Origin of the sequence: Bradyrhizobium sp. th-b2 (assembly GCF_000426785.1) — a bacterium.
GTDB lineage: Bacteria > Pseudomonadota > Alphaproteobacteria > Rhizobiales > Xanthobacteraceae > Bradyrhizobium > Bradyrhizobium septentrionale.
In genome coordinates, this window is record NZ_AUGA01000003.1 from 133,497 (window position 1) to 153,757 (window position 20,261).

The 20,261-nt window shown below is 63.0% G+C and carries 23 protein-coding genes; 18 read left to right on the top strand and 5 right to left on the bottom strand.

The window, feature by feature from the left end; all coding sequences use genetic code 11:
* Positions 1-72 precede the first annotated feature (72 nt).
* The 18 genes from K359_RS61100 (at position 73) to dusA (ending at position 15,739) form a co-directional block, all read left to right on the top strand.
* A complete protein-coding gene (locus tag K359_RS61100; protein WP_156928381.1) occupies positions 73-252 on the top strand; it encodes a hypothetical protein in 180 nt (59 codons plus the stop codon).
* 46 nt (positions 253-298) lie between these two features.
* The gene (locus tag K359_RS0105810) at positions 299-961 is read left to right on the top strand and encodes a response regulator transcription factor (RefSeq protein ID WP_029078495.1); all 663 of its coding nucleotides are present in this window, start codon (positions 299-301) and stop codon (positions 959-961) included.
* A 61-nt stretch (positions 962-1,022) separates the two neighbouring features.
* Positions 1,023-2,792, top strand: a complete 1,770-nt coding sequence (locus tag K359_RS0105815) for a hybrid sensor histidine kinase/response regulator (protein WP_029078496.1) — start codon at positions 1,023-1,025, stop codon at positions 2,790-2,792.
* Between the two features lie 193 nt (positions 2,793-2,985).
* A complete protein-coding gene (locus K359_RS61105) occupies positions 2,986-3,159 on the top strand; it encodes a hypothetical protein (RefSeq protein ID WP_156928382.1) in 174 nt (57 codons plus the stop codon).
* A gap of 90 nt (positions 3,160-3,249) precedes the next feature.
* Complete coding sequence (locus K359_RS0105825; protein ID WP_029078497.1) at positions 3,250-3,981, top strand: sulfite exporter TauE/SafE family protein; 732 nt, start codon at positions 3,250-3,252, stop codon at positions 3,979-3,981.
* A 231-nt stretch (positions 3,982-4,212) separates the two neighbouring features.
* Positions 4,213-4,413 carry a hypothetical protein gene (locus tag K359_RS0105830; protein WP_029078498.1) on the top strand — a complete coding sequence of 67 codons (201 nt, stop codon included), beginning with the start codon at positions 4,213-4,215 and terminating at the stop codon, positions 4,411-4,413.
* 188 nt (positions 4,414-4,601) lie between these two features.
* Positions 4,602-4,796: a hypothetical protein gene (locus K359_RS0105835; protein ID WP_029078499.1), complete on the top strand. Its 195-nt coding sequence runs from the start codon at positions 4,602-4,604 to the stop codon at positions 4,794-4,796.
* A 202-nt stretch (positions 4,797-4,998) separates the two neighbouring features.
* Positions 4,999-6,267, top strand: a complete 1,269-nt coding sequence (locus tag K359_RS0105840) for an NHLP bacteriocin system secretion protein (protein ID WP_029078500.1) — start codon at positions 4,999-5,001, stop codon at positions 6,265-6,267.
* Positions 6,268-6,279: 12 nt separating this feature from the next.
* Complete coding sequence (locus K359_RS0105845; RefSeq protein WP_198031114.1) at positions 6,280-8,508, top strand: NHLP family bacteriocin export ABC transporter peptidase/permease/ATPase subunit; 2,229 nt, start codon at positions 6,280-6,282, stop codon at positions 8,506-8,508.
* The gene (locus tag K359_RS51250; protein ID WP_051346019.1) at positions 8,505-11,411 is read left to right on the top strand and encodes an NHLP bacteriocin export ABC transporter permease/ATPase subunit; all 2,907 of its coding nucleotides are present in this window, start codon (positions 8,505-8,507) and stop codon (positions 11,409-11,411) included. Before K359_RS0105845 ends, K359_RS51250 begins: the two co-directional genes overlap by 4 nt.
* Before the next feature lie 11 nt (positions 11,412-11,422).
* Positions 11,423-11,986 carry a cyclic nucleotide-binding domain-containing protein gene (locus K359_RS0105855; protein ID WP_029078502.1) on the top strand — a complete coding sequence of 188 codons (564 nt, stop codon included), beginning with the start codon at positions 11,423-11,425 and terminating at the stop codon, positions 11,984-11,986.
* 262 nt (positions 11,987-12,248) lie between these two features.
* Positions 12,249-12,422, top strand: coding sequence for a hypothetical protein (locus K359_RS63150; protein WP_165123179.1), 174 nt, complete (start codon positions 12,249-12,251; stop codon positions 12,420-12,422).
* A gap of 45 nt (positions 12,423-12,467) precedes the next feature.
* Complete coding sequence (locus K359_RS0105865; RefSeq protein WP_029078503.1) at positions 12,468-12,668, top strand: hypothetical protein; 201 nt, start codon at positions 12,468-12,470, stop codon at positions 12,666-12,668.
* A 32-nt stretch (positions 12,669-12,700) separates the two neighbouring features.
* Positions 12,701-12,904, top strand: coding sequence for a hypothetical protein (locus tag K359_RS0105870; protein WP_029078504.1), 204 nt, complete (start codon positions 12,701-12,703; stop codon positions 12,902-12,904).
* Between the two features lie 75 nt (positions 12,905-12,979).
* The gene (locus K359_RS0105875; protein WP_029078505.1) at positions 12,980-13,180 is read left to right on the top strand and encodes a hypothetical protein; all 201 of its coding nucleotides are present in this window, start codon (positions 12,980-12,982) and stop codon (positions 13,178-13,180) included.
* A 79-nt stretch (positions 13,181-13,259) separates the two neighbouring features.
* The gene (locus tag K359_RS0105880) at positions 13,260-13,448 is read left to right on the top strand and encodes a hypothetical protein (protein WP_029078506.1); all 189 of its coding nucleotides are present in this window, start codon (positions 13,260-13,262) and stop codon (positions 13,446-13,448) included.
* An 829-nt stretch (positions 13,449-14,277) separates the two neighbouring features.
* Complete coding sequence (locus K359_RS0105890; protein WP_029078508.1) at positions 14,278-14,472, top strand: hypothetical protein; 195 nt, start codon at positions 14,278-14,280, stop codon at positions 14,470-14,472.
* A gap of 280 nt (positions 14,473-14,752) precedes the next feature.
* A complete protein-coding gene (dusA, locus tag K359_RS0105895; RefSeq protein WP_029078509.1) occupies positions 14,753-15,739 on the top strand; it encodes a tRNA dihydrouridine(20/20a) synthase DusA in 987 nt (328 codons plus the stop codon).
* A gap of 9 nt (positions 15,740-15,748) precedes the next feature.
* Here the strand turns inward: dusA and K359_RS0105900 are convergent, their stop codons facing one another.
* The 5 genes from K359_RS0105900 to K359_RS0105920 all read right to left on the bottom strand — a co-directional run bounded on the left by K359_RS0105900 (position 15,749) and on the right by K359_RS0105920 (position 20,171).
* On the bottom strand, positions 15,749-16,645 hold the full coding sequence (locus tag K359_RS0105900) for a LysR family transcriptional regulator (protein ID WP_029078510.1): 897 nt from the start codon (positions 16,643-16,645) through the stop codon (positions 15,749-15,751).
* 186 nt (positions 16,646-16,831) lie between these two features.
* Positions 16,832-18,010 carry a muconate/chloromuconate family cycloisomerase gene (locus K359_RS0105905; RefSeq protein ID WP_084518287.1) on the bottom strand — a complete coding sequence of 393 codons (1,179 nt, stop codon included), beginning with the start codon at positions 18,008-18,010 and terminating at the stop codon, positions 16,832-16,834.
* Between the two features lie 69 nt (positions 18,011-18,079).
* Positions 18,080-18,949: an intradiol ring-cleavage dioxygenase gene (locus K359_RS0105910; protein WP_029078512.1), complete on the bottom strand. Its 870-nt coding sequence runs from the start codon at positions 18,947-18,949 to the stop codon at positions 18,080-18,082.
* On the bottom strand, positions 18,943-19,545 hold the full coding sequence (locus K359_RS51255) for a flavin reductase family protein (RefSeq protein ID WP_063618911.1): 603 nt from the start codon (positions 19,543-19,545) through the stop codon (positions 18,943-18,945). The genes K359_RS0105910 and K359_RS51255 overlap by 7 nt, the downstream gene beginning before the upstream one ends.
* On the bottom strand, positions 19,542-20,171 hold the full coding sequence (locus tag K359_RS0105920; RefSeq protein WP_245284523.1) for an FAD synthetase: 630 nt from the start codon (positions 20,169-20,171) through the stop codon (positions 19,542-19,544). Before K359_RS0105920 ends, K359_RS51255 begins: the two co-directional genes overlap by 4 nt.
* Positions 20,172-20,261 lie beyond the last annotated feature (90 nt).

Consider the following 20,261-nt stretch of genomic DNA (forward strand, 5'->3'; position numbering starts at 1 on the left):
CGGTAGCGTAGTCCGGCAACCACGCCTCGCACGGCACCGATAACAGATGTCGATGTGATGACGAGCCCGTTGATGGAAAATCAGGACGCGGGCGGCGGCCACCATAAAGAATCAAATCCGCCGGTGGATCGACCAGGGTTCGCGTCCGCCCGGCGCCAGCCGCGCAACACGGCAATGGGGCATTCAGACGATCACCGCAAAATGACCAAGCTGACCAAACCGGCAAATGGATTTGTGAATCGAACTCCTTGATTGGAGTTGGTTGATACCCTAATACCGTCATCGGCAGGGGTGGTGCATGTGCGGGCTGGTTAAAGCGATCATTGCTGACGATCACGCCGTGGTTCGGGAAGGGCTGAAACAGCTTCTGTCGACCGTGGACCAGCTTACAATCGGTGGAGAAGCCGCCGACGGCGAGGCCGTTCACCGGCTGCTGAACGAGAGCTCCGCCGATCTTCTGATACTCGATCTCGGCATGCCGGGTGTGGGCGGGTTTCAGTTCATAGCGAAGCTGAAAGCCGAATGGCCTGAGCTGCGAGTGCTTGTCCTCACCGCCAATGTTGAGCCACGTTCCGTTCGGGCAGCATTTTCCGCGGGTGCGAACGGCTATTTGACCAAGAGCGGCGATCCGTCGGAGCTCATCGCTGCAATCGATGCCATCAGAAAAGGCAACGCCTATGTGGCGGAGGAGGTTCGCTTTGCGGTGGACCAGCATGATGGCCTGAATGAAACCCCGGAGCCCACGGCTGCGATCATATCTCCGGTCACGCTGACAAGGCGTGAGCGGCAAATCCTGGGGATGATCCCTCACGGCGCCACCAGCCGCGACATCGCCAACCGTCTCGGCATCAGTCTGCTGACCGCCCGGAAGCATCGCGAAAACCTGATGCGGAAGCTCGATCTGCATAGTGGTGCCGAATTGACAGCCTACGCGATCCGTCTCGGCCTTCCAGCGGGCTAGCTAGCGCAGCGGCAACTGGCGAACGAAGCCGCCGCACCTGTCGGCGCGTGGAGAGGTTTCGATGCAAGAAGACAAGATACGCGAGGCGCTCGTCGAGCTCTTGTATCGTAATTCCTATGGCGTGGTGGCCTCCAACGTCCTGATCTCCCTGGCGGCGGCGTACGTCCTGAGGAACACCGTACCGGCGAGCTGGTTGGTCGGATGGCTCGGTGCGCTGTATCTGCTCACCGCCATACGCGTCCTGGCGGCGCGCCGGTTCTTCAGCCGGAATCGAGAACCAGCGTCTGTGTTGCGATGGGCGTGGCTCGCGGCTTCTTTTTCCTGCGTGTCGGGCCTGCTGTGGGGAATGCTCGGCTGGGTCGGGTTCGTTCCTGAACAGCCCGTTCCTTTTTTATTCACCGCTGTTGCCTTGACCGGTCTGGTCTGCGGCACGGTTCCGTCGCTCTCGGCCTTTCCGCCGGCTCTGATCGGCTCGATCATCGCAACGGTGCTGCCGGTCATGGCGCGCTCCTTTATCAATGGAGGTGATGCCTCCGGCGCATATCTCGCCCTGCTTACGGGGCTTGTGGCCATCAATTTCTACTACTGCCGCACGACGCACCGCATGCTGCGTGAGACCATCAGGTTGCGTCTGGAAAATGTCGAGCTCGTCAGCCACTTGCAGGAAGAACGCGACCGCGCGCAGGCGGCCGATCGTGCGAAAACGCGTTTCCTTGCGGCGGCAAGTCATGACCTGCGCCAGCCGATCCATGCCTTGAGTCTGCTGATCGCCACGCTCGCGGCGCTGGGTCACCGCGGCGCTGTCCAATCCGGCGATGCACGCGATCTGGCCGGCAAGGCAAAATCCATTGTCGGCAACCTCAGCGCCCTCCTGAACGGACTGCTCGACATCTCCCGGCTCGATGCCGGCGTCGTCACTGTTGCGAAGGAGACGGTGAATCTCTCCCAGCTGTTCTACCAGCTCAACAACGAGTTCGCTTCCGTTGCGAAGGATCGCGGCCTTGATTGGCGTGTCGTTGAAAGCCGTCTCCAGGTGGACAGCGATCCCATGATGCTGAAACGGGTGTTGGGCAATCTGCTGTCGAACGCCTTTCGCTACACGGGATCCGGCGGCGTTCTGCTCGGCTGCCGCAGGCGCGGCGCGTCGGTGGAAATCCAGATATGGGATACCGGCCCCGGCATCCCCGCAGATCAGCAAGCAATGGTCTTCGAGGAATTCGTGCAATTGCAGAACCCGGCGAGGGATCGCACGCAAGGGCTTGGCCTTGGCCTCGCCATCGTTCGCCGCACCGCCGCGCTGCTGCAACATCCGCTGAAACTGGTCTCCGTCACCGGGCGCGGCTCGATGTTTTCCGTTACGGTTCCGCAAGCCGGTGCGGTGGCGGCTCCCTTGCCCGATAGCGCGGCACCACCCGCAGCCATCGCCGTCAGCATCATGGTCGTGGAAGACGAGGAGGATGTTCTCGATATCATGGTGCAGTTGCTCACGCTGCAGGGGCATCGGGTCTATGCCGGTCGATCTGCCGCTGAGGTGCAACAGATTCATGCAGAGGCGATGATAACAGGCGATGCACCGGTCGATCTGATCATCGCCGACTACCGCCTCGGAGATGGTGCTACGGGCCTGGAGGCAATCGAGGCTCTTTGCGCCCATATCGGCCGCTCGGTCCCTGCCTTTATCGTAACCGGCGATACCTCGCCGTCGCGCATCAAGGAAGCCACCGCCAGCGGTTATCGTGTTCTGCACAAGCCGATCAGCGGCGAGGAATTGCACGATGCGATCGTCGCGGCCTGCGTCGACGGCAAGGAAGCAATCATGAGTGATTGCTAAAACATTAGACGACGAAATACGACGTCTGCCGTATCGCTCGCGAATCAACCCAACGATATCCTTCACCCCAACTGGACGCGCTTGAACGGCAGCCGATCTCGAACCCGGCTGTTGGGAGCAGGAGTGTGCCATCAACGGGAGCTGTCAAGACGAGCAGCTTCGCTCCGAGCGCGTACAAGAAGGCAAGTTGGATATGGCAACGACCGATAGCTCCCACGCCCGGCGGCCATCGCCGGCTCTCAAGGCGTGGACAATTGCCGTCCTGGCCGGCTTCGGCATTTTTCACGTCGTCGGGGGATACATGCTGCATCGCGCGCTGAATATCCTACCCATCGAAACGGCAACAACGGCGATCGAGGGCGACTAAATGGATTGGCTGACGCCACGCGTGTGAGTTCGGACGCCCCCACGCTGTCCCGCCATTGACGACGATCACCTTTCTCGAGGAAGCGATACCATGTCAGACGTAGCGGTTTATTTGGTGCTGAGTGGGGCGGTTTTTGCGGGCGCGTTCGTTTCCGGTCTTTCCGGATTTGCGTTCTCGGCGGTCGCCGGCGCGATCCTGCTACACGTTTTTCCGCCTATCGAAGCAGTGCCTTTGATGATGGCTTGCAGCATTACTGTACAAGCCGCCAATCTGTTTGCGCTCCGCAAGAGCATGCAATGGAAAACCAGCCTCGTTTTCATCGCTGGTGGACTATTGGGCATTCCGATCGCGATCTATTTCCTGCAGAATGTGGATACCGGGATGTTCAGACTGGGCTTTGGAATTCTCGTATCGCTTTACGCCGCATATGCCTTGTTGCGGCCAACGGCTGCCTATTTGCGTCAAATGGACAGCCGGAGCAGGAATGCGCTGGTGGGGTTTGGTGGCGGGCTGGTCGGGGGGCTGACTGCGATGCCCGGCGCACTTCCTGCGATCTGGTGCGATATCCATGGTCTCCCGAAAAATCAGCAGCGTGGCCTGGTCCAGCCCTACATCGGGGTGATGCAGTTTTTCGCCCTCGCGCTCATGCTTTCGCACCACAGCCTCTCGCTAAAGGTCTTGATCGACTTTGGCATTGCGCTGCCCGCCTTGGCCGCTGGAACGGCCGTGGGTATCGTCCTGTTCGGACGCGTCAACGAAGCAGCCTTCAAACGAATTATCCTGGGTCTATTGCTGTTTTCGGGACTTTGCCTCGTGATCTAGAGGGGTCTCGGTGGAAAGGTGCGGGCGGCTTCGGGCTGAACATCTGACACCGCGCCGTCACCTGCGGCGGCGCAGGGCCTTTCGACATTAACCTCCTGACCGACGACGAAATACGACATCTGCCGTATCGCCCAGCGACCGGGATAAGGATATGAAGCCCGGTCATGGGGACGAAGTTCGTCTCGAGCATTCGCGTGAGACGCCTGGCATTGATGAAACGGGAGATGGAATATGACCATTGCGCAAGATGCGAATAAGCAAGGGGAAGCTGAGGGCCTCGCGGACGCCGCTCAGGACAAAAGTTCCCAGATCTCGTTGACGTCCGAAAAGGATGCGCTCGGCGATAGCTCCCTGGACAAAGTGTCGGGCGGCGTTTGGCCGTTCAATAATCTGGCGGCTGCCAGCTACGCCAGCACAGGCCCGGCGGGCTAGAAAGCACCTGAGCCGACGACGGCTTGAAGAGGTCATCTCCGCCGCCGCGCATCGAACCGGAAATGGTCGATCTCGTTGATATCGGCATGCCCGCTTTGCTCCATTCTGGAGGAGCGGACATGAGTTGAGCGCAGGGTTGCAACCTCGGGCTGGCCCCGATCAGCATTGATCAAGGATGGAGATTGAAGATGACCAATGAGCAGGACACCAATTCGAAAGCGCAGGCCGATGCTGGCGAGAGCCTCAAGGACGACGCTCAGAGCAAAGTCTCCCAGATCTCGGCGACGTCTGATGCGCTCAGCGACAGCTCCCTGGACAAAGTGTCAGGCGGCGGTTGGCCGTACGCAACCTTGCACTCCGCTCAGGTCTCTCCAACCATCTGATCTCGGGGTGAGGGCGGGACCGGTCTGGATATGACCGAGCATTTGGGATGACCGATGGTTCCGCGCGGTGAGCGTCGCTCTCTTGTCGCGGCGGCATTTGACCGCCGCGAGATAACCATGCCCGCCAATCAGGCATTGCGCTTCGCATGACGCGGCGAGCGGACGATGTCGGAAGCTGTTCGCCGGTGTTTGCGGGGGCTGCGTGAAAAGGGAAACGGAGCAAATCTTTCGGGCAGCGGCCATCGAGCGGCTTTCCAATCCCGAACAGCTCGACCATGTTGTCGGCGTCACGCGCCCGTTCGACTGGATGGCTGCAGCGGCGCTGGCACTTGGTCTTGCCGTGCTGGTTGCCTGGAGCGTGCTCGGCCGCATTCCAACCCGTGTATCCGGTGATGGCATTTTGTTGAGCAGCGGCGGTCGTCTGGTCGACGCCGTGTCCGCGGTCAGTGGCAAGCTGGCCTCGCTCGAGGTCGGCATCGGCGATGCCGTCCGCCGCGATCAGGTGATCGCCCGGATCGTCCAGACCGAGACCGAGCAGCGGCTTCAGCAGGCGAGGGATGTCCTGCGCGAGCGCGAACGCGAGCATGCCGAGCTCGCCGGGGCGATCTCGCGGGAGATCGATGCCAAGCTTGCCAATTATGCGGCGCAGGAGGCAGGTCTGGGCAACGTGATCGCGGCTGCCGAGAAGCGCACCGCCTATCTCACGGACGAGGTGGCCAAGCTCGAGCCGGCGGCAGCGAACGGAACTGTCACGCGCAGGTATCTCGAGGACCGCCGCGTCGAACTCAACAATGCGCGGGAACGCATCACCGACGCAAGGAACGACATTCTCAAGCTCAATGCGCAGCAGCTGGATCTGCAGAGCCAGCGTGAGCGCGATCGGCTGCTTTCGGAATTCAAGGTCAATGATGCGAAGCGGACGGTTGAGCAGCTTGCGGCCGAGCTGGAACGAGGATCACGGATCCTCAGTCCCGCCGACGGGCGTGTCGTCGAACTCAAAGTGTCCAGCGGCGCCGTGCTTGCCCTGGGTACGCCGGTTATCGAAATCGAGACCGCAGGACAGGTCCTCGAAGCGACGGTCTACATGCCGCCGGACCGTGGCAAGAACATCAGGCCCGGCATGGAGGTTCGTGTCGAGCCGAGCACCATCAAACGGGAAGAATACGGCGCGATTGTCGGCAATGTGGTGGCGGTTTCGGAATTCCCTGTCACGCCCCAGGGCATGCTGGCGGACCTGCACAACGATGCATTGGTCAAGCGCTTTTCGCAGGACGGCGCGCCCTATACGGCCAAGGTGACCCTGGAGCGCGATCCCTCCACCGTCAGCGGGTATCGCTGGACCTCCGGCAAGGGGCCGCCGATCCAGCTCTCGACCGGTACGCTGACCCGGGCCGAAGTTACGACGCGCGAGCAGCAGCCGATCGATCTGGTGATTCCGCTGATGAAGCGGCTCAGCGGCATTGGCGGCTAGGATCGGCAGCGTATGACCATGTCATCGCGCCAAACCGATGCCCGGCCGGCGCTCCTCGATCGCCTCGGCAACTGGCTCAGGCGCATCCCGCTGCCGGTGCGACGGCGCTGGGTGACGCGCACGGTATTCCAGATGGAAGCGCTGGAATGCGGCGCGGCTTCGCTCGCGATGATCCTGGCGTATCACGGTCTCTGGGTGCCGCTGGAAAAGCTGCGCGAAGCCTGCGGCGTGTCCCGGGACGGCAGCAAGGCCAGCAACGTGCTGAAGGCCGCACGGCAATTCGGACTGACGGCAAAGGGGTTCAGGAAGGAGCCGGCAACGCTGCATGAGCTGCCGATGCCATCGATCATCCACTGGAACTTCAACCATTTCGTGGTGCTCGAAAGGCTGGATTCGGATTACGCCTATCTCAACGATCCCTCGACCGGCCGCCGCAAGGTCGGTCACGATGAGTTTGACGCGGCCTTCACGGGCGTTGTCCTGGCGATGGAGCCGGGCCCCGACTTCAAGCCGGGTGGTCGCGAGCCCGACCTTGTTCCGCTGCTGCTGCGGCGACTGTCGAATTCGTTGAGGGCGGTGCTGCTGCTGGTTGCACTCAGCATGGCGCTGGTGGTGCCCACCATCCTGGTTCCGGCATTCGCGAAAATCTTTGTCGATGACGTCCTGATCAAGCATGCCGAGGGCTGGTTCACACCTTTGCTGATCGGCATGGCGATGACAGCCGTGGCGCGGGCGCTGATGACGGCATTTCAACAGTCGCTGCTCCTGCGCATCCAGACCAAGCTCACGGTGACGATGGTCAGCCAGTTGCTCTGGCACGTCCTGACCCTTCCGATGGAATTCTTCACCCAGCGGCACTCCGGCGATCTCGCCAACCGCATAGCCGCCAGCGAACAAATCGCCCAGCTGCTTTCGAACGGGGTGGCTGCCAATGCGCTGAACCTGATCGCGGTCGCCTTCGTCGCCGTGACGATGGCATTCTACGACGGTTTGCTGGCCGCGATCAGCATCGCCATGGCTCTCCTCAATGTCCTCGTCCTCAGGCTGGTCGCGCGCCAGCGCGAGGACCTCAACCGCAAGCTGTCGATCGAACGTGCCAAGCTGAATGGAAGCACCATCGAAATCATCCGCACGATCGAAACGATCAAGGCCGGCGGCCTGGAAGATGACGCCTTCGCGCGCTGGGCGGGGTTTCAGGCCAAGGTCCTGAACGCCGAGCGTGATCTCGGCGTCTACTCCACCTTCCTCGACAGCTGTCCGATCTTCCTGACCGGATTGACCACCGCGATCGTGCTGGGGGTGGGGGGCCTTCGGATCGTCGACGGCGCATTGACCATCGGTGGCCTCGTCGCCCTGCAGGCGCTGCTCACCAGCCTGGTCGAGCCGGTCAACGCACTTGTGCAGCAGGCCGCTGTCTTCCTCGCCATCAAGGGCAACCTGTTCCGGATCGAGGACGTCTTCAACTATCCCGCCCGTCCCCTGGTGCCGATCGAGTGCGCGCCCGCAACGATGCCCGCAAAACTGTCGGGCCGGGTCGAGTTGAAGGACATCTCGTTCGGCTATTCGGCGCTCGAGCCGCCGCTGATCGAGGATTTTTCGCTGGTCGTCGAGCCCGGTCGCCGCGTCGCGCTGGTCGGCGCGTCGGGCAGCGGCAAATCCACCGTTGGACGGCTGGTCAGCGGACTGTACCGGCCGTGGTCCGGCGACATCCGCATCGACGGCTGGTCGATGGCCGAGATTCCCCAGGAGATATTCACCAACTCGGTTGCCTATGTCGATCAGGAAATCCTGCTGTTCGAAGGGACGGCCCGCGACAACCTCACGCTCTGGGACCATACCGTGGCTGAGGCCAGCGTGTCCCGGGCGCTCAAGGATGCGCTGATCCACGAGGAGGTTGTCGTCCGGGCCGGCAACTACGATTGCCACGTGGCCGAGGACGGCAGGAATTTCAGCGGCGGCCAGCGGCAACGGCTCGAGATCGCACGGGCGCTGGCAGGCAATCCTTCCGTGGTCGTGCTCGACGAGGCCACTTCCGCCCTGGATCCGATCGTCGAGAAGGCGATCGACGACAACCTCCGGCGCAGGGGATGCACCTGCATCATCGTCGCGCACCGGCTCAGCACGATCCGCGACTGTGACGAGATTCTTGTCATGAGCAACGGGCGGGTCGTGCAGCGGGGAACGCATCAGGAGCTGCTCGCCGAGGGCGGCGAATATGTCCAGCTGGTGTCGAGCGAATGAACCGCGTCTACCAGCCTCCCGCCCTCGAAACTCCGCCCTGGCGCGGAGGCGCGGCGTCTCGCCCAGTCGGGCTCGAGAGCCGCCGACCGCTGCCGATCAATGACCTCGATCTCGTTCTGCACGTCGTGCGCGGCTATGTCGACCTGTTTGCCGTCAGGGAGAGCGCCGGCGGCGAGCCGAGCCGGCGGCATCATCTGTTTCGGGTCGAGCAAGGCGCGGTGGTTTTTGGCTTGCCCGGCATCGGCGATGGAAACGGAAATTCGGTGGCCGTGATTGCGGTCGGCGGTCTCGAGACCGAAATCGTGATCGATCATCGTGGCCGTTTTGCCGATCGGGACGCAATCGACGCATGGACCGCGCTTGTGTCGGGAGTCATCGCAGCGTCTCCTCAAGGAGCGGGCGTGCAGCAGGCCGCGATCGGCTCGCGATACGCATTGGCAGCCGGCGACATACTCCGGCTGTCCGGTCGGCGGGTCGGCTGGATCGGGATTGAGCATGGGACCATCGGCGTGATGGAGATGCCGGCGATCCATGGCTCCAGGGAGTGTCCCGCGCCGATGCCGCCGGGAACGTGGATCGTCGCCCGCGAGGACGCGACGCTGGTGGTGCGGGAGAGCACGGCATTCCCGCTTGCCGAGATATGGGCCGCGCTTGATCGATTCCATGCACGTGTCATGGAAAGCCTGTGTCGCAGGATCGACGAGGAAACCCTCGCGGAGGCCGACCGCCTGCGCCTGCGCTCGAACCTCAACCGGCTGCGGACCAGCAGCATTGTCGGTCGGCTTGCCGGTATCATCGCTGCCGAGCCCGGATCAACGCAACCCGGCGCGGTTGGTGCTAGCCGTCTGGTCGCCGCCTGTCGGGAGGTCGGAGCAGCGCTGGGCATAGCGCTCCACGCTCCGGCCAATATGGCGTTCGACCATGATGATCTTGCGAGCGCCGTGAGGATCGCGGAGGCGTCGCGGGTGCGAACGCGGCGATTGTTGCTGCGCGCGGACTGGGGGGCCAACAGTGCCGGTCCATTCGTCGCGTTTCTCGGCGAAGACCGGCGGGCCGTCGCGATCCTTCCGGGGGCAGGCGGCCGCCACATCATCGTTGACCCCGGCGCCGGCACGCGCCGTGAATTGACGCGCGCAACCGCCGCCGAACTGGCGCCCGAGGCGGTGATGTTCTATCGCCCGCTGCCTTCGGGGGCTCTGACGGTCCGCGATCTCCTGAAGTTCGGCGCCGCGACGGTCCGGGCGGATCTTCTGCGGATCGTTCTGGCGGCCCTGTGCCTCGGTCTTCTCGCGCTGGCCACGCCGCTGGTGATCAAGCTGCTGATCGATTCCGTGCTCCCGCGCGCGGAGGTCGACCAGCTCCTGATCTGCGCCATCGCGCTCATTGTCGTGACGCTGGTGACCGGCGGATTTCAGGTGATGCAGGGCATCGCCATGCTTCGGCTTGAGAGCCGGCTGGACTGGGTATTGCAGGCGGCGGTTGTCGACCGCCTGCTGCGGATGCCGGCCGGGTTTTTCCGCAACTTCTCCGTTGGTGACCTCGCGGACCGCACCCTTGGTGTCGAAGCCGTCCGCACCATCGTCACCGGCCGCGCCATTCGCGGATGTCTGGCGTTGGTGTCCAGCGCCTTCAGTTTTGCCGTGATGCTCATCCTCGATATCAGGCTCGGCATGCTGGCCGCGGCGCTCGCCGTGCTGCGCGTCGCAATGGTGGTCGCGATCAGTCTGGTCCGGCTGTCGGAGGAGCGCGAGAGCCTTTATCAGCAGGGATGGCTGGAGGGGCTGGTGCTACAACTCCTCACCGGCGTCGGAAAACTGCGGATTGCCAATGCGACCATGCAGGCGCTCTCGATCTGGGTCGAGCGCTTTTCCAGGCAGAAGCGCCATTTTATCGCGTCGCAGCGTGCGGGAAACCTCCAGAAGAGCCTCGAGGCGGGGTTTCCGGCGTTGGCGACGCTGCTCATCTTTGCGCTGGCCCAGACGACGTCAGGCGCGCGGCCGGTACACGAGCTTGGTACGTTCCTGGCATTCTATGCGGCGTTCGGGCTGTCGCTTGCCGCGGTCGGCGAGTGGGCGCTGGCGCTCGGAGAGCTGCTGGTCGCAATCCCGAGGATCGAGCGGATCAAGCCGATCATCTCGACGGCGACAGAAATCAGCGACGAGCGCAAGTCGGTTGGCGAGATCGGCGGCTCGATCGAGTTTGCCAACGTGTCGTTCCGCTACGGCGACAGCGGGCCGCTGATCCTCGACGATGTCAGCCTCAGCGTCGGGACAGGAGAGTACCTCGCCATTGTCGGCCCGTCGGGAAGCGGGAAGTCGACACTGTTCCGATTACTTCTCGGGTTCGAGAAGCCGGAGTCCGGCGTGATCTTTGTCGACGGCAAGTCGCTCGAGACCATCGACGTCGGCTTGTTGCGCCGCGACGTCGGTGTCGTGCTGCAGAACTCCAGGCTCGCCTCCGGCAGCGTCTATGAAAACATCTGCGGCGCAGCCCAGCTATCGATTGACCAGGCCTGGGAGATCGCACGGCTGGCGGGATTCGACCGCGACCTCGAGGCCATGCCGATGGGCATGCAGACACTCGTTGCAGAGGGCGTCAACACCCTCTCGGGTGGCCAGCGCCAGCGATTGCTGATCGCGCGGGCGCTGGCGCATCGGCCGCGGCTCTTGCTGATGGATGAGGCCACTAGTGCGCTCGACAACCGGTCGCAGGCCATCGTCAGCGATTCGATCTCACGGTTCAACCTGACGCGCATCGTCATCGCGCACCGGCTCAGCACCGTTCAGTCGGCGGACCGGATTGTCGTGCTGGACGGCGGCAGGATCGTGCAGACCGGCACTTTTGCCGAGCTGATGGCGCAGCCGGGCCTGTTTGCGGATTTCGCGGAACGTCAACTGATCTAGGGGTCACCGATATGCGCAAGGTCCTCTTCATATTCGGCGTGCTGAATGACTCCGACATCGACTGGATGGCCCGTGCCGGCGCCCGCCGCGGCATCGGGCGACAGGACGTCCTGATCGATGAAGGCGTGCCGATCTCGTCGATCGTCCTGCTGTTGCAAGGACGAATGGGCGTGAGTGTGTCCGGCATCGGCGAGATCGCCCAGCTCGAGGCGGGCGACTTCGTCGGCGAGATGTCGCTGGTCGATTCAGCGCCGCCCTCGGCCACGGTGGCTGCGAAGGTCGATTCGGTTGCCCTGTTCCTGGACAAGCAGCTCCTGAAACGAAAGCTCGCGGGAGATCACGCCTTTGCCAGCCGCTTTTACCGCGCCCTGGCCATCCTGCTGTCGGACCGCCTGCGCGCCACCGAGCGCAGGATGGCCTACGGTGAGCAGGACAGCGGCCTCGGCGACGAGACGACGCGGTTGAAGGACGAGCTTGATCCTGCCGTGCTCGACCAGGTGTCGATCGCGGGCGAGAGATTCGACCGCCTGCTCAAGCTGGTCGAGGAGGTCGCGATGAAGGGTGCCAGATCCTGAGATCGAAGGCAGGGCCTTTCGAAGGGGCGGCCTTTCGACGGGGGCCTTTGACACTTCCCCGTGACCGACGACGAAATACGGCATCTGCCGTATCGTTCGCAGATGGATCCAGCGGTAGCTTTCACCCTCAAGCGCAGGAAACAAGGGGCGACGCCGGGGAAACCGGTTTCCCGCCTCCGGCTTTGAAATATTTGGGAAATGACTTCATCGTTACGACGCAACTATTGATTCAATTGGCATGCACCAAAATCGGAGATTGAGAATGGCCAACAAGCAGGACGCGAATTCCAAGCCGGAAGCCGAAGCTCTCGATAGCCTCAAGGACGCCGCCCAGAACAAGGCACCGAAAATCTCGACGTCTGAAAAGGATGCACTCAGCGACAGCTCCCTGGACGATGTGTCCGGCGGTCGCGTGCCTCCGACCCACGGGTTCTGACGTCCGGCCATAGCGCTTGGCATTGATCAGAGTTGGAGATTGAACATGGCCGATCAGCAGGACACGAATTCCAAAGGGCACGCCGGCCCTGGCGAGAGCCTCGAGGACGGCGCGGAAAATCAAGCCTCCCAAGTCTCGCCGGTGGCTGATGCACTCAGCGACGGCTCGCTGGACGATGTCTCAGGCGGCGGTTGGCCCCTCAATACTTTCTCGAGCAGCGTCTACCGCCCCACGAACGGTGGCTAACCAATCAGCATCGATGAAGGTAGAGATTGGACATGACCAACAAGCAGGATGCGAATTCCAAGGCGGACGCCGGACCTTGCGAGAGCAGCAAGGACGGCGCTCAGAACACAGCCTCCCAAGTCTCGCCGGCGGCCGATGCGCTCAGCGACAGCTCGCTGGACGATGTGTCAGGCGGCAGTTGGCCGTATAATAACGCTGTGCGTGCCAGCATCGGCGCCACAGGCGGCGGAGGTTGACCGAGAAAGCGTCTGAGCCGACGACTTGAAGCAATGGCGGCTAACAATCAGCCTTGGTGAAGGTAGAGATTGAACATGACCAACAGGCAGGATGCGAATTCAGAGGCGGGGACCGAACCTCGCGAGAGCCTCAAGGACGGCACGCAGCACAAGATTTCCTCGGCGCCGGAGAAGGATGCGCTCCGCGATGGCGCGCTGGACGATGTGTCGGGCGGCGCTTGGCCTTACGGTACCACTGCATCTGCCAGCTACATCAGATCGGGCGGGGGGGGCTGACCGGGAAAGCACCAGAGCCAACGACGGTTCGAGCTAACGGCAGCTAACCAATCAGCATTGATGAAGGTGGAGATTGAACATGACCGATGAGCAGGACACGAATTCGAAAGGCGACGTTGTACCTCCTCAGAACCTCAAGGAAGGTGCGGAGACCAAGATTTCGTCGACGCCGGGGAAGGATGCACTCGGCGATGGCGCGCTGGACGATGTGTCGGGCGGGCTTTGGCCGGCCGTAATGAGCAGCAGCACATACAACAAAACCATCTGACCTTGGGCCTCACCGGCCAGCATTGATGAAAGTGGAGACTGAATATGAGTAGTGGGCAGGACACGAATTCAACGGCGCAAGCCGAATCTCTCGAGAGCAGCAAGGACGGCGCTCCGAACACGGCGTCCCAAGTCTCGCCGGCGGCTGATGCGCTCAGCGACAGCTCCCTGGACAAAGTGGCGGGCGGCGCTTGGCCTTACAATAGCACTGCGGCTGCCAGCTACAGTGCCGGCGGCCCGGGGGGCTAGCCGAAAAAGCGCTCCGCCGCGCACCGGTGGGGAACGGCCCATCGCCCAAGCGCTTCGCGCGATGCCACGAAACAAAGCGCGACGCCGGGGAAGCAGCTTTCCCGGTCCTTGAAATCCTTACGAAGCGAGACCAGCGCAGCATTTTCAACGTCGGGTTGGCCCGATCAGCATCGATGAAAGTGGAGACTGAATGTGAGCAGTGGGCAAGACACGAATTCAACGTCGCAAGCCGAATCTCTCGAGAGCAGCAAGGACGGCGCTCCGAACGCGGCGTCCCAAGTCTCGCCGGCGGCTGATGCGCTCAGCGACAGCTCGCTGGACGATGTGTCAGGCGGCTCTTGGCCGTTCAGTAGTGCCGCGCGCGCCAGCTACAGCGTCAACGGCCCGACGGGCTAGCCGAAAGCGCTCCGCCGCGCATCGGTGGGGAATGGCCCATCGCCCAAGCGCGATGCCGCGAAACAAAGCGCGACCGCCGGGGAAGCAGCTTTCCCCGGCCCTTGAAATCCTTACGAAACAAGACCAGCGCAGCATTTTCAACGTCGGGTTGGCCCGATCAGCATCGATGAAGGTGGAGATTGAACATGACCAGTGGACAGGACACGAATTCAACAGCGCAAGCGGAATCTCTCGAGAGCAGCAAGGACGGCGCTCAGAACACGGCACCGCAAACCTCGCCGACGTCTGATGCGCTCAGCGACAGCTCCCTGGATAAAGTGGCGGGCGGCGGGTGGCCCTACGCAACGATGGGCTCTGCTCAGGTCACCCCGACCATCTGACTTGGGGCGACGGCGGAATCGGGTCTAGACATTGCCGAGATCTTACGATGATCGATGGTCCTGCGGGCCATCGATCATTTTGTTTTGCTGTCGAGCAACGTCAAACGTCTTCGCGTCGCCCGAAGCGTCCCTGCGGCTGCGATCCTACTTTGCATGGGGTTGTTTTCGATATTTCGGTTTGGCCGGACATTGCTCCGCAGCTTTATGGCGCAGATCGGACGGGCAGGGTTTTCGAAAACATCATATTGCAATGAGCCGGTGTTGTGATTAAGCAATTGAGATGAAATACAAATTCTCCATTGCGCCGATGATGGATTGGACTGATAGGCATTGTCGCGTCTTCCATCGCCTGATGTCGCGGCGGGCGCGGCTTTATACGGAGATGCTGACGACGGGAGCCGTGATCCATGGCGACCGGGCGCGGCTGCTAGGCTTCGATGCCAGCGAGCATCCGGTGGCGCTGCAGCTCGGCGGTTCCGATCCGCGTGATCTCGCGACCGCAGCAACAATCGGCGAGGAGTTTGGCTACGACGAGATCAATCTCAATGTCGGCTGTCCCTCGGATCGGGTGAAGGACGGCCGCTTCGGCGCCTGTCTGATGGCGGAGCCCGCGCTGGTCGCCGAAGGCGTTGCGGCGATGAAGCGCGCGGTGAAGGTCCCCGTCACGGTGAAGTGCCGGATCGGCATCGACGACCAGGATCCGGAGGTCGCGCTCGATACGCTCGCCCGCGGTGTGATCGCCGCCGGCGCGGACGCGCTCGTCGTGCACGCACGCAAGGCCTGGCTGAACGGCTTGTCGCCGAAGGAGAACCGCGACATCCCGCCGCTCGACTATGATCGCGTCTATCGCCTCAAGGCGGCGCTGCCGGATGTGCCCGTCATCATCAACGGCGGCATCACGAGCCTTGCCGAGGCCAAACAGCATCTGGCGCATGTCGATGGCGTGATGCTGGGGCGGGCGGCCTATCAGGAGCCGTGGCGGTTGCTGTCAGTCGATTCCGAGCTGTTCGGCGAAGCTTCGCCGCACGCGACGATGAAGGATGTGTTTGCGGCCATGCTGCCCTATATCGAGCGGCAACTGGCTGAAGGCACGCGGCTGCATTCGATCACGCGGCATTTCGTCGGCGCCTTCCATGGCGTGCCCGGCGCGCGCGCCTTCCGCAGGCATCTGGCCGAGAACGGCGTTCGGCCGGGCGCTGACGTCGACGTGCTGCGCGATGCGATCGCACGCGTCGACGATCGCGCGCCTGCGGCGGTCGCGGCCTGAGGGCGCGGATTACGACTTGCGCTGACGCCGCGTGACCTCCTGCGCGACCTTCAGGAAATTGAAGAGGTGCGGCATCCGGTTGTCGCGCCGGTAGTTCAGCGACAGTGCGGTGCCCGGGTTACGGCCCTCATAGGCGCGGTAGGTGACACCGGGGCGTTCCGATTGCGAGACTGATTTCGGCACCAGCGCGATGCCGACGCCAACCGACACCAGGCTGATCGCGGTCTGATAGTCCTGGGCCAGCACCTGCGATTTCGGAATGAAGCCTTCTTCGAGGCAGATATTGAGGATGTGGTCGGCGAAGCTCGGGCGCGGCTTGCGCGGGTAGAGGATGAATGTCTCGGCCTTCAGCGCCGACAGAAGCGTGACCTGCTGTTCGAGCAGCGGCGAGGTGTCGGGCAATGCGAGGATCAACGGTTCCTGCAGCAGCGGCTCCGACTTCAACTCCTCGTCGTCGAGCGAGGGGCGGGCGACAGCGATGTCGATCTCGCGCTGGATCACGGCACGCTTCTGCTCCGCATTGTTCATCGCCGACAGCGCGAGCTCGACATCGGGATAGGCCGAACGAAACGCCTTGATCACGTTGGGTAGCACGCCATAGGTCGCCGATCCGACAAAGGCGACGCGCAGGTGACCCGAAAAGCCTTCTCCGATCCGCTTGATCTCGCGGTGCGTTCGATCGAGCCGCTCCAGCACGTCGCGCGCGCGTTCCAGCAGGACGCTGCCGGCCTGGGTCAAGCGGATCTGGCTCCGGCTCCGGTCGATCAGCATGACGCCGAGATCGCTCTCCAGCTGCGCGATCTGCCGGCTGAGCGGCGGCTGGGCGATCGCGAGCCGCGATGCGGCGCGGCCGAAATGCAATTCCTCGGCGACGGCCACGAAGTAGACCAGTCGCCTCAGATCCATGACATCGTCGCGGTCGGTCACGGTTAGGCGAACGTTGGTTCGCGCGCTTCCGCGGAAGCTGCGGGGAAGGCCTGCCGGGTTTGATGCCGCGTGGTCATCAGCGCTTGATCGAGACGATGGTTCCAGCGGGAAGACTGAGCGGGCATCCCTGGATTGTCAATTGTCCGCGGGGACGACGCCATCCGCCTAATCCTTCCGGGCGAAGGCGCGGATCTTGTCCTCGTCGACCTCGACGCCGAGACCGGCGCCATCAGGGACGCAGATCTCGAACTCGTCGAACCTGATCGGGTTGACGACAAGATCCTCCACGAGAATCCGCGGACCGAAATGCTCGCTGCCCCATTCGAGCCTGGGCAGGGTGGCGAGTGCGGCGAGATGCGCAGCCGCGCCGATGCTGCTCTCCAGCAGACAACCGCCATAGAGCTCGAGGCCGTGCGCGGCCGCGACCGCGGCGGCGCGCTTCATCTCGAACAGGCCGCCGCTTTTGACGAGTTTCAGCGAGTAGACGCTGCCGCAGCCCATCGTGGCGGTTCGGGCGATTTCTTCCTTGGTGAAAGCGGCTTCGTCGATCAGCAGCGGGATCGAGGTGCGTGCCGCGACACGCGCCATGGCTTCCAGCTGCTGCGCTGACACCGGCTGCTCGACCAGAGCGACATCCAGCTCCTCCAGCGCGGGCAAGAAGCGGATGCATTCGGCCTCGGTCCAGCCCTGGTTGATATCGACAATCAGACGCACCTCGTCGCCGAGGCCGGCGCGCAGCGCCTGCAGCCGCTTCAGATCGGCCTGCGGCCGGTTGAAGCCGAACTTGATCTTGAACTGGCGGTGCTCGCGGCGGCGCAGCTTCTCCTTGGCTTCCTCCAGCTCCTGGCCGCTGTCGCCCGAGGCGAGCGCCCAGATCACCTCCATGCGCGCGCGCACCGCGCCGCCGAGCAGGGCGCTGGCGGACAGGCCAAGCGTCTTGCCGGCGGCGTCGAGCAGGGCGGACTCGATGGCGCCCTTGGCCGCGAAATTGCGGGTGGCGGCCTTGCTCATGCGGAGCGCATTGGCTTCGAAGGCGAGGGCAGGCTGTCCCAGCAGCACCGGCGCCAGATAATTCGTGACCGCGGCCTTGATCGATTCCACGCTCTCCTCGGCCCAGCGCGGCCCGCCGAGCGTCGAGGCTTCGCCGATACCCGCCACGCCATTGTCGAGCAGGACACGGACCAGCACGTAGCCCTGATGCGTGACTTCGGTGTTGGAAAGCTTGTGCCGCCGGCGGGTCGGCGCCTCCACGATGGTCGCGCGGATGCTGCGGATCGTAGTGTCTTTCGCGAGAGGCTGCATGTGTTGCATGGGCTCGGCGATGTCGATCAAGGCACGACTCATATGTCCTCACATGTCAGTTCAAAATGGGCCCTGCCGGGCTCTGCGAGGCCTGGCAGGGCGTAACGCGCATCACTCGGCCGCGACGAGCCGCTCGACCGCCGCCTTCTTGAGCTTGAAGTCGAAGTCGAGAACGAGGTCGGTGTCGGCGCCGGCCGGGGCCTTGCTGAATTTGCCGATCAGGCTCTGCTTCACGGCAAACACCGAGTCGTTGTCGAGGTACTTGGTCTCGGAATCGTAGATCTGCGAGATCAGCGATTGATAGCCGTCCTTCGAGAGCATGAAGTGGATGTGGCCCGGACGCCAGGGATGGTGGCCCATGTACTTCAGGAGCTCGCCGCCGGCGCCGTCATAGGGGATTGGGTAGGGCTCGGGGCGCAGCGCGACGAAGGCATATTCGCCGTTGGCGTCGGTGGTGAACCGTCCGCGCAGATTATAGGCCGGCTGCTCCGGATCCTGCAGATCATAGAGCCCGTTCGGCGCGTCTTCCCAGACGTCGATGGTGACGCCCTCGATCGGGCGTCCCGCGGTGTCGCTGATGCGACCGGACACCTTGACTGTCTGCGCGTTGTCGAACGTCTTCTTGATGATGGAGGCGCCCTTGGCCAGCACCGGCGGATTTTCCCGGTAGAACGGCCCGAGCACGGTGGACTCGCTCTCGCCGTCGGTGACGCGGTTATCGAGCATGTCGACCAGCACCTCGACGCCGAGAATATCCGCGATCAGGATGAACTCGTTGCGCTTCTCGTCCGAGATGTCGCCGGCGCGGCGCAGGAATTCGCAGGCGGCGAACCACTCGGCGAAGGTCAGGTCGACCTCCTTGCAGAAATCGTGCATGTGGCGGATCAGGCTGGTCATGATCTGACGGTTGCGATCCGGAATGTCCTTCGCGAGCGCGGCGATCACGTGGTCGGTGATGGTGTCCTTGTTGACGTTCAGCATGGTCGTTTCCTCCTTTTCTTGCAGTTTGATCGAACTTGCATCCCCGTTTCGGGAATCTCGGTTGGTGGTCTCACCAGACGAATTCGTAGCCGGCATTCTCCAGCATCGCGGGCGCGGGGTGCGGATCGGCAAAGGCCGCCGAAACGGCCGCGGAAGAACAGCAGCGGCTTCTTGCTTTGCTCGAGCGCCATCTCGCGGACATGGCCGAGGAAGATGGTGTGATCTCCTGCGATGATCTCATCCGCAAGATCGGTTACGAAATACGCCGCTGCGTTGGCGATGACAGGCAGCTCGTTGCGGCGTTCGAACACGTCGCAGAGGTCGAGCCTGGGTTTGCCGGCGAAATGCCAGGCGAGATCCTCCATCCCTTCGGCAAGGACGCTGACCGCAAAGCGGCCGGTCTTCTGGATGTTGCCAAGCATCTTCGCGCTCTTCGCGATCGAGATTGCGACCAGCGGCGGCTCGAGCGACACCGACATGAAGGCGTTCGCCGTCATGCCGTGGTCGCGTCCCTCGCAATGCGTCGTGATGATGGTGACGCCAGTGCCGAATTGGCCACAGGCATTGCGCAGCTCTCGCGGATCGATGGCGGTCATTGGCTTGCGACCTTGAGTTGGACCAGAGAGGATCGATTGGCCGGTGGCGCGGTCACGATATCTAGCCAGTTTTCCAGCGCCGCGGCGGCGGCGGCAAGGCCGGATCGCCGCAAGCTTCGGATACGGCTGCTCGAGACGATCTCGCCATTGCCGCAGCGCACCGGCGGCAGAATGCGGGTGTTGAAGTGCTGCCGCAGCAACAGCGCGGTGCCACCCTTGCAGGACCCGAAGCGAAAATCCTCGCCGACGATCACCTCGCGAGGCTGCAAACGTTGCAACTCGGCGAGGAAATCGGCCGCGGTACGGCGGACATAGATCTGGTTGAAACCGGCGACGACGATGTGGTCAGGCGCGAATGTCGCGATGCGCTCGAGCTTTTCGCTGAGCGATATCAGCGGCTCGGCCTGGCCGAAATAGACCTTTGGCGGAGGATCGAAGGTGTAGACCACGGCCGGAACGCCGCGGCGTCGGGCTGCCGCAATCGTCTGCCGGAGCAATTCCTGATGGCCGCGGTGGACGCCGTCAAATGCGCCGATCGTCACGACGCTCGAGTCGAGGGCCAATTCTGCATCGCGATGGAAAGTGACAGTGGTGCTGTCAAAATCCTTGCCCAAACCTTGGCCCATGGTTCGCTCCGGTTTCGCTCCCTTGCCGTGCTGTGCAATTGCTGCGTCAGCTGCGGCGTTGCATCGGCCGGACGGTCATTGCCGTCAGGT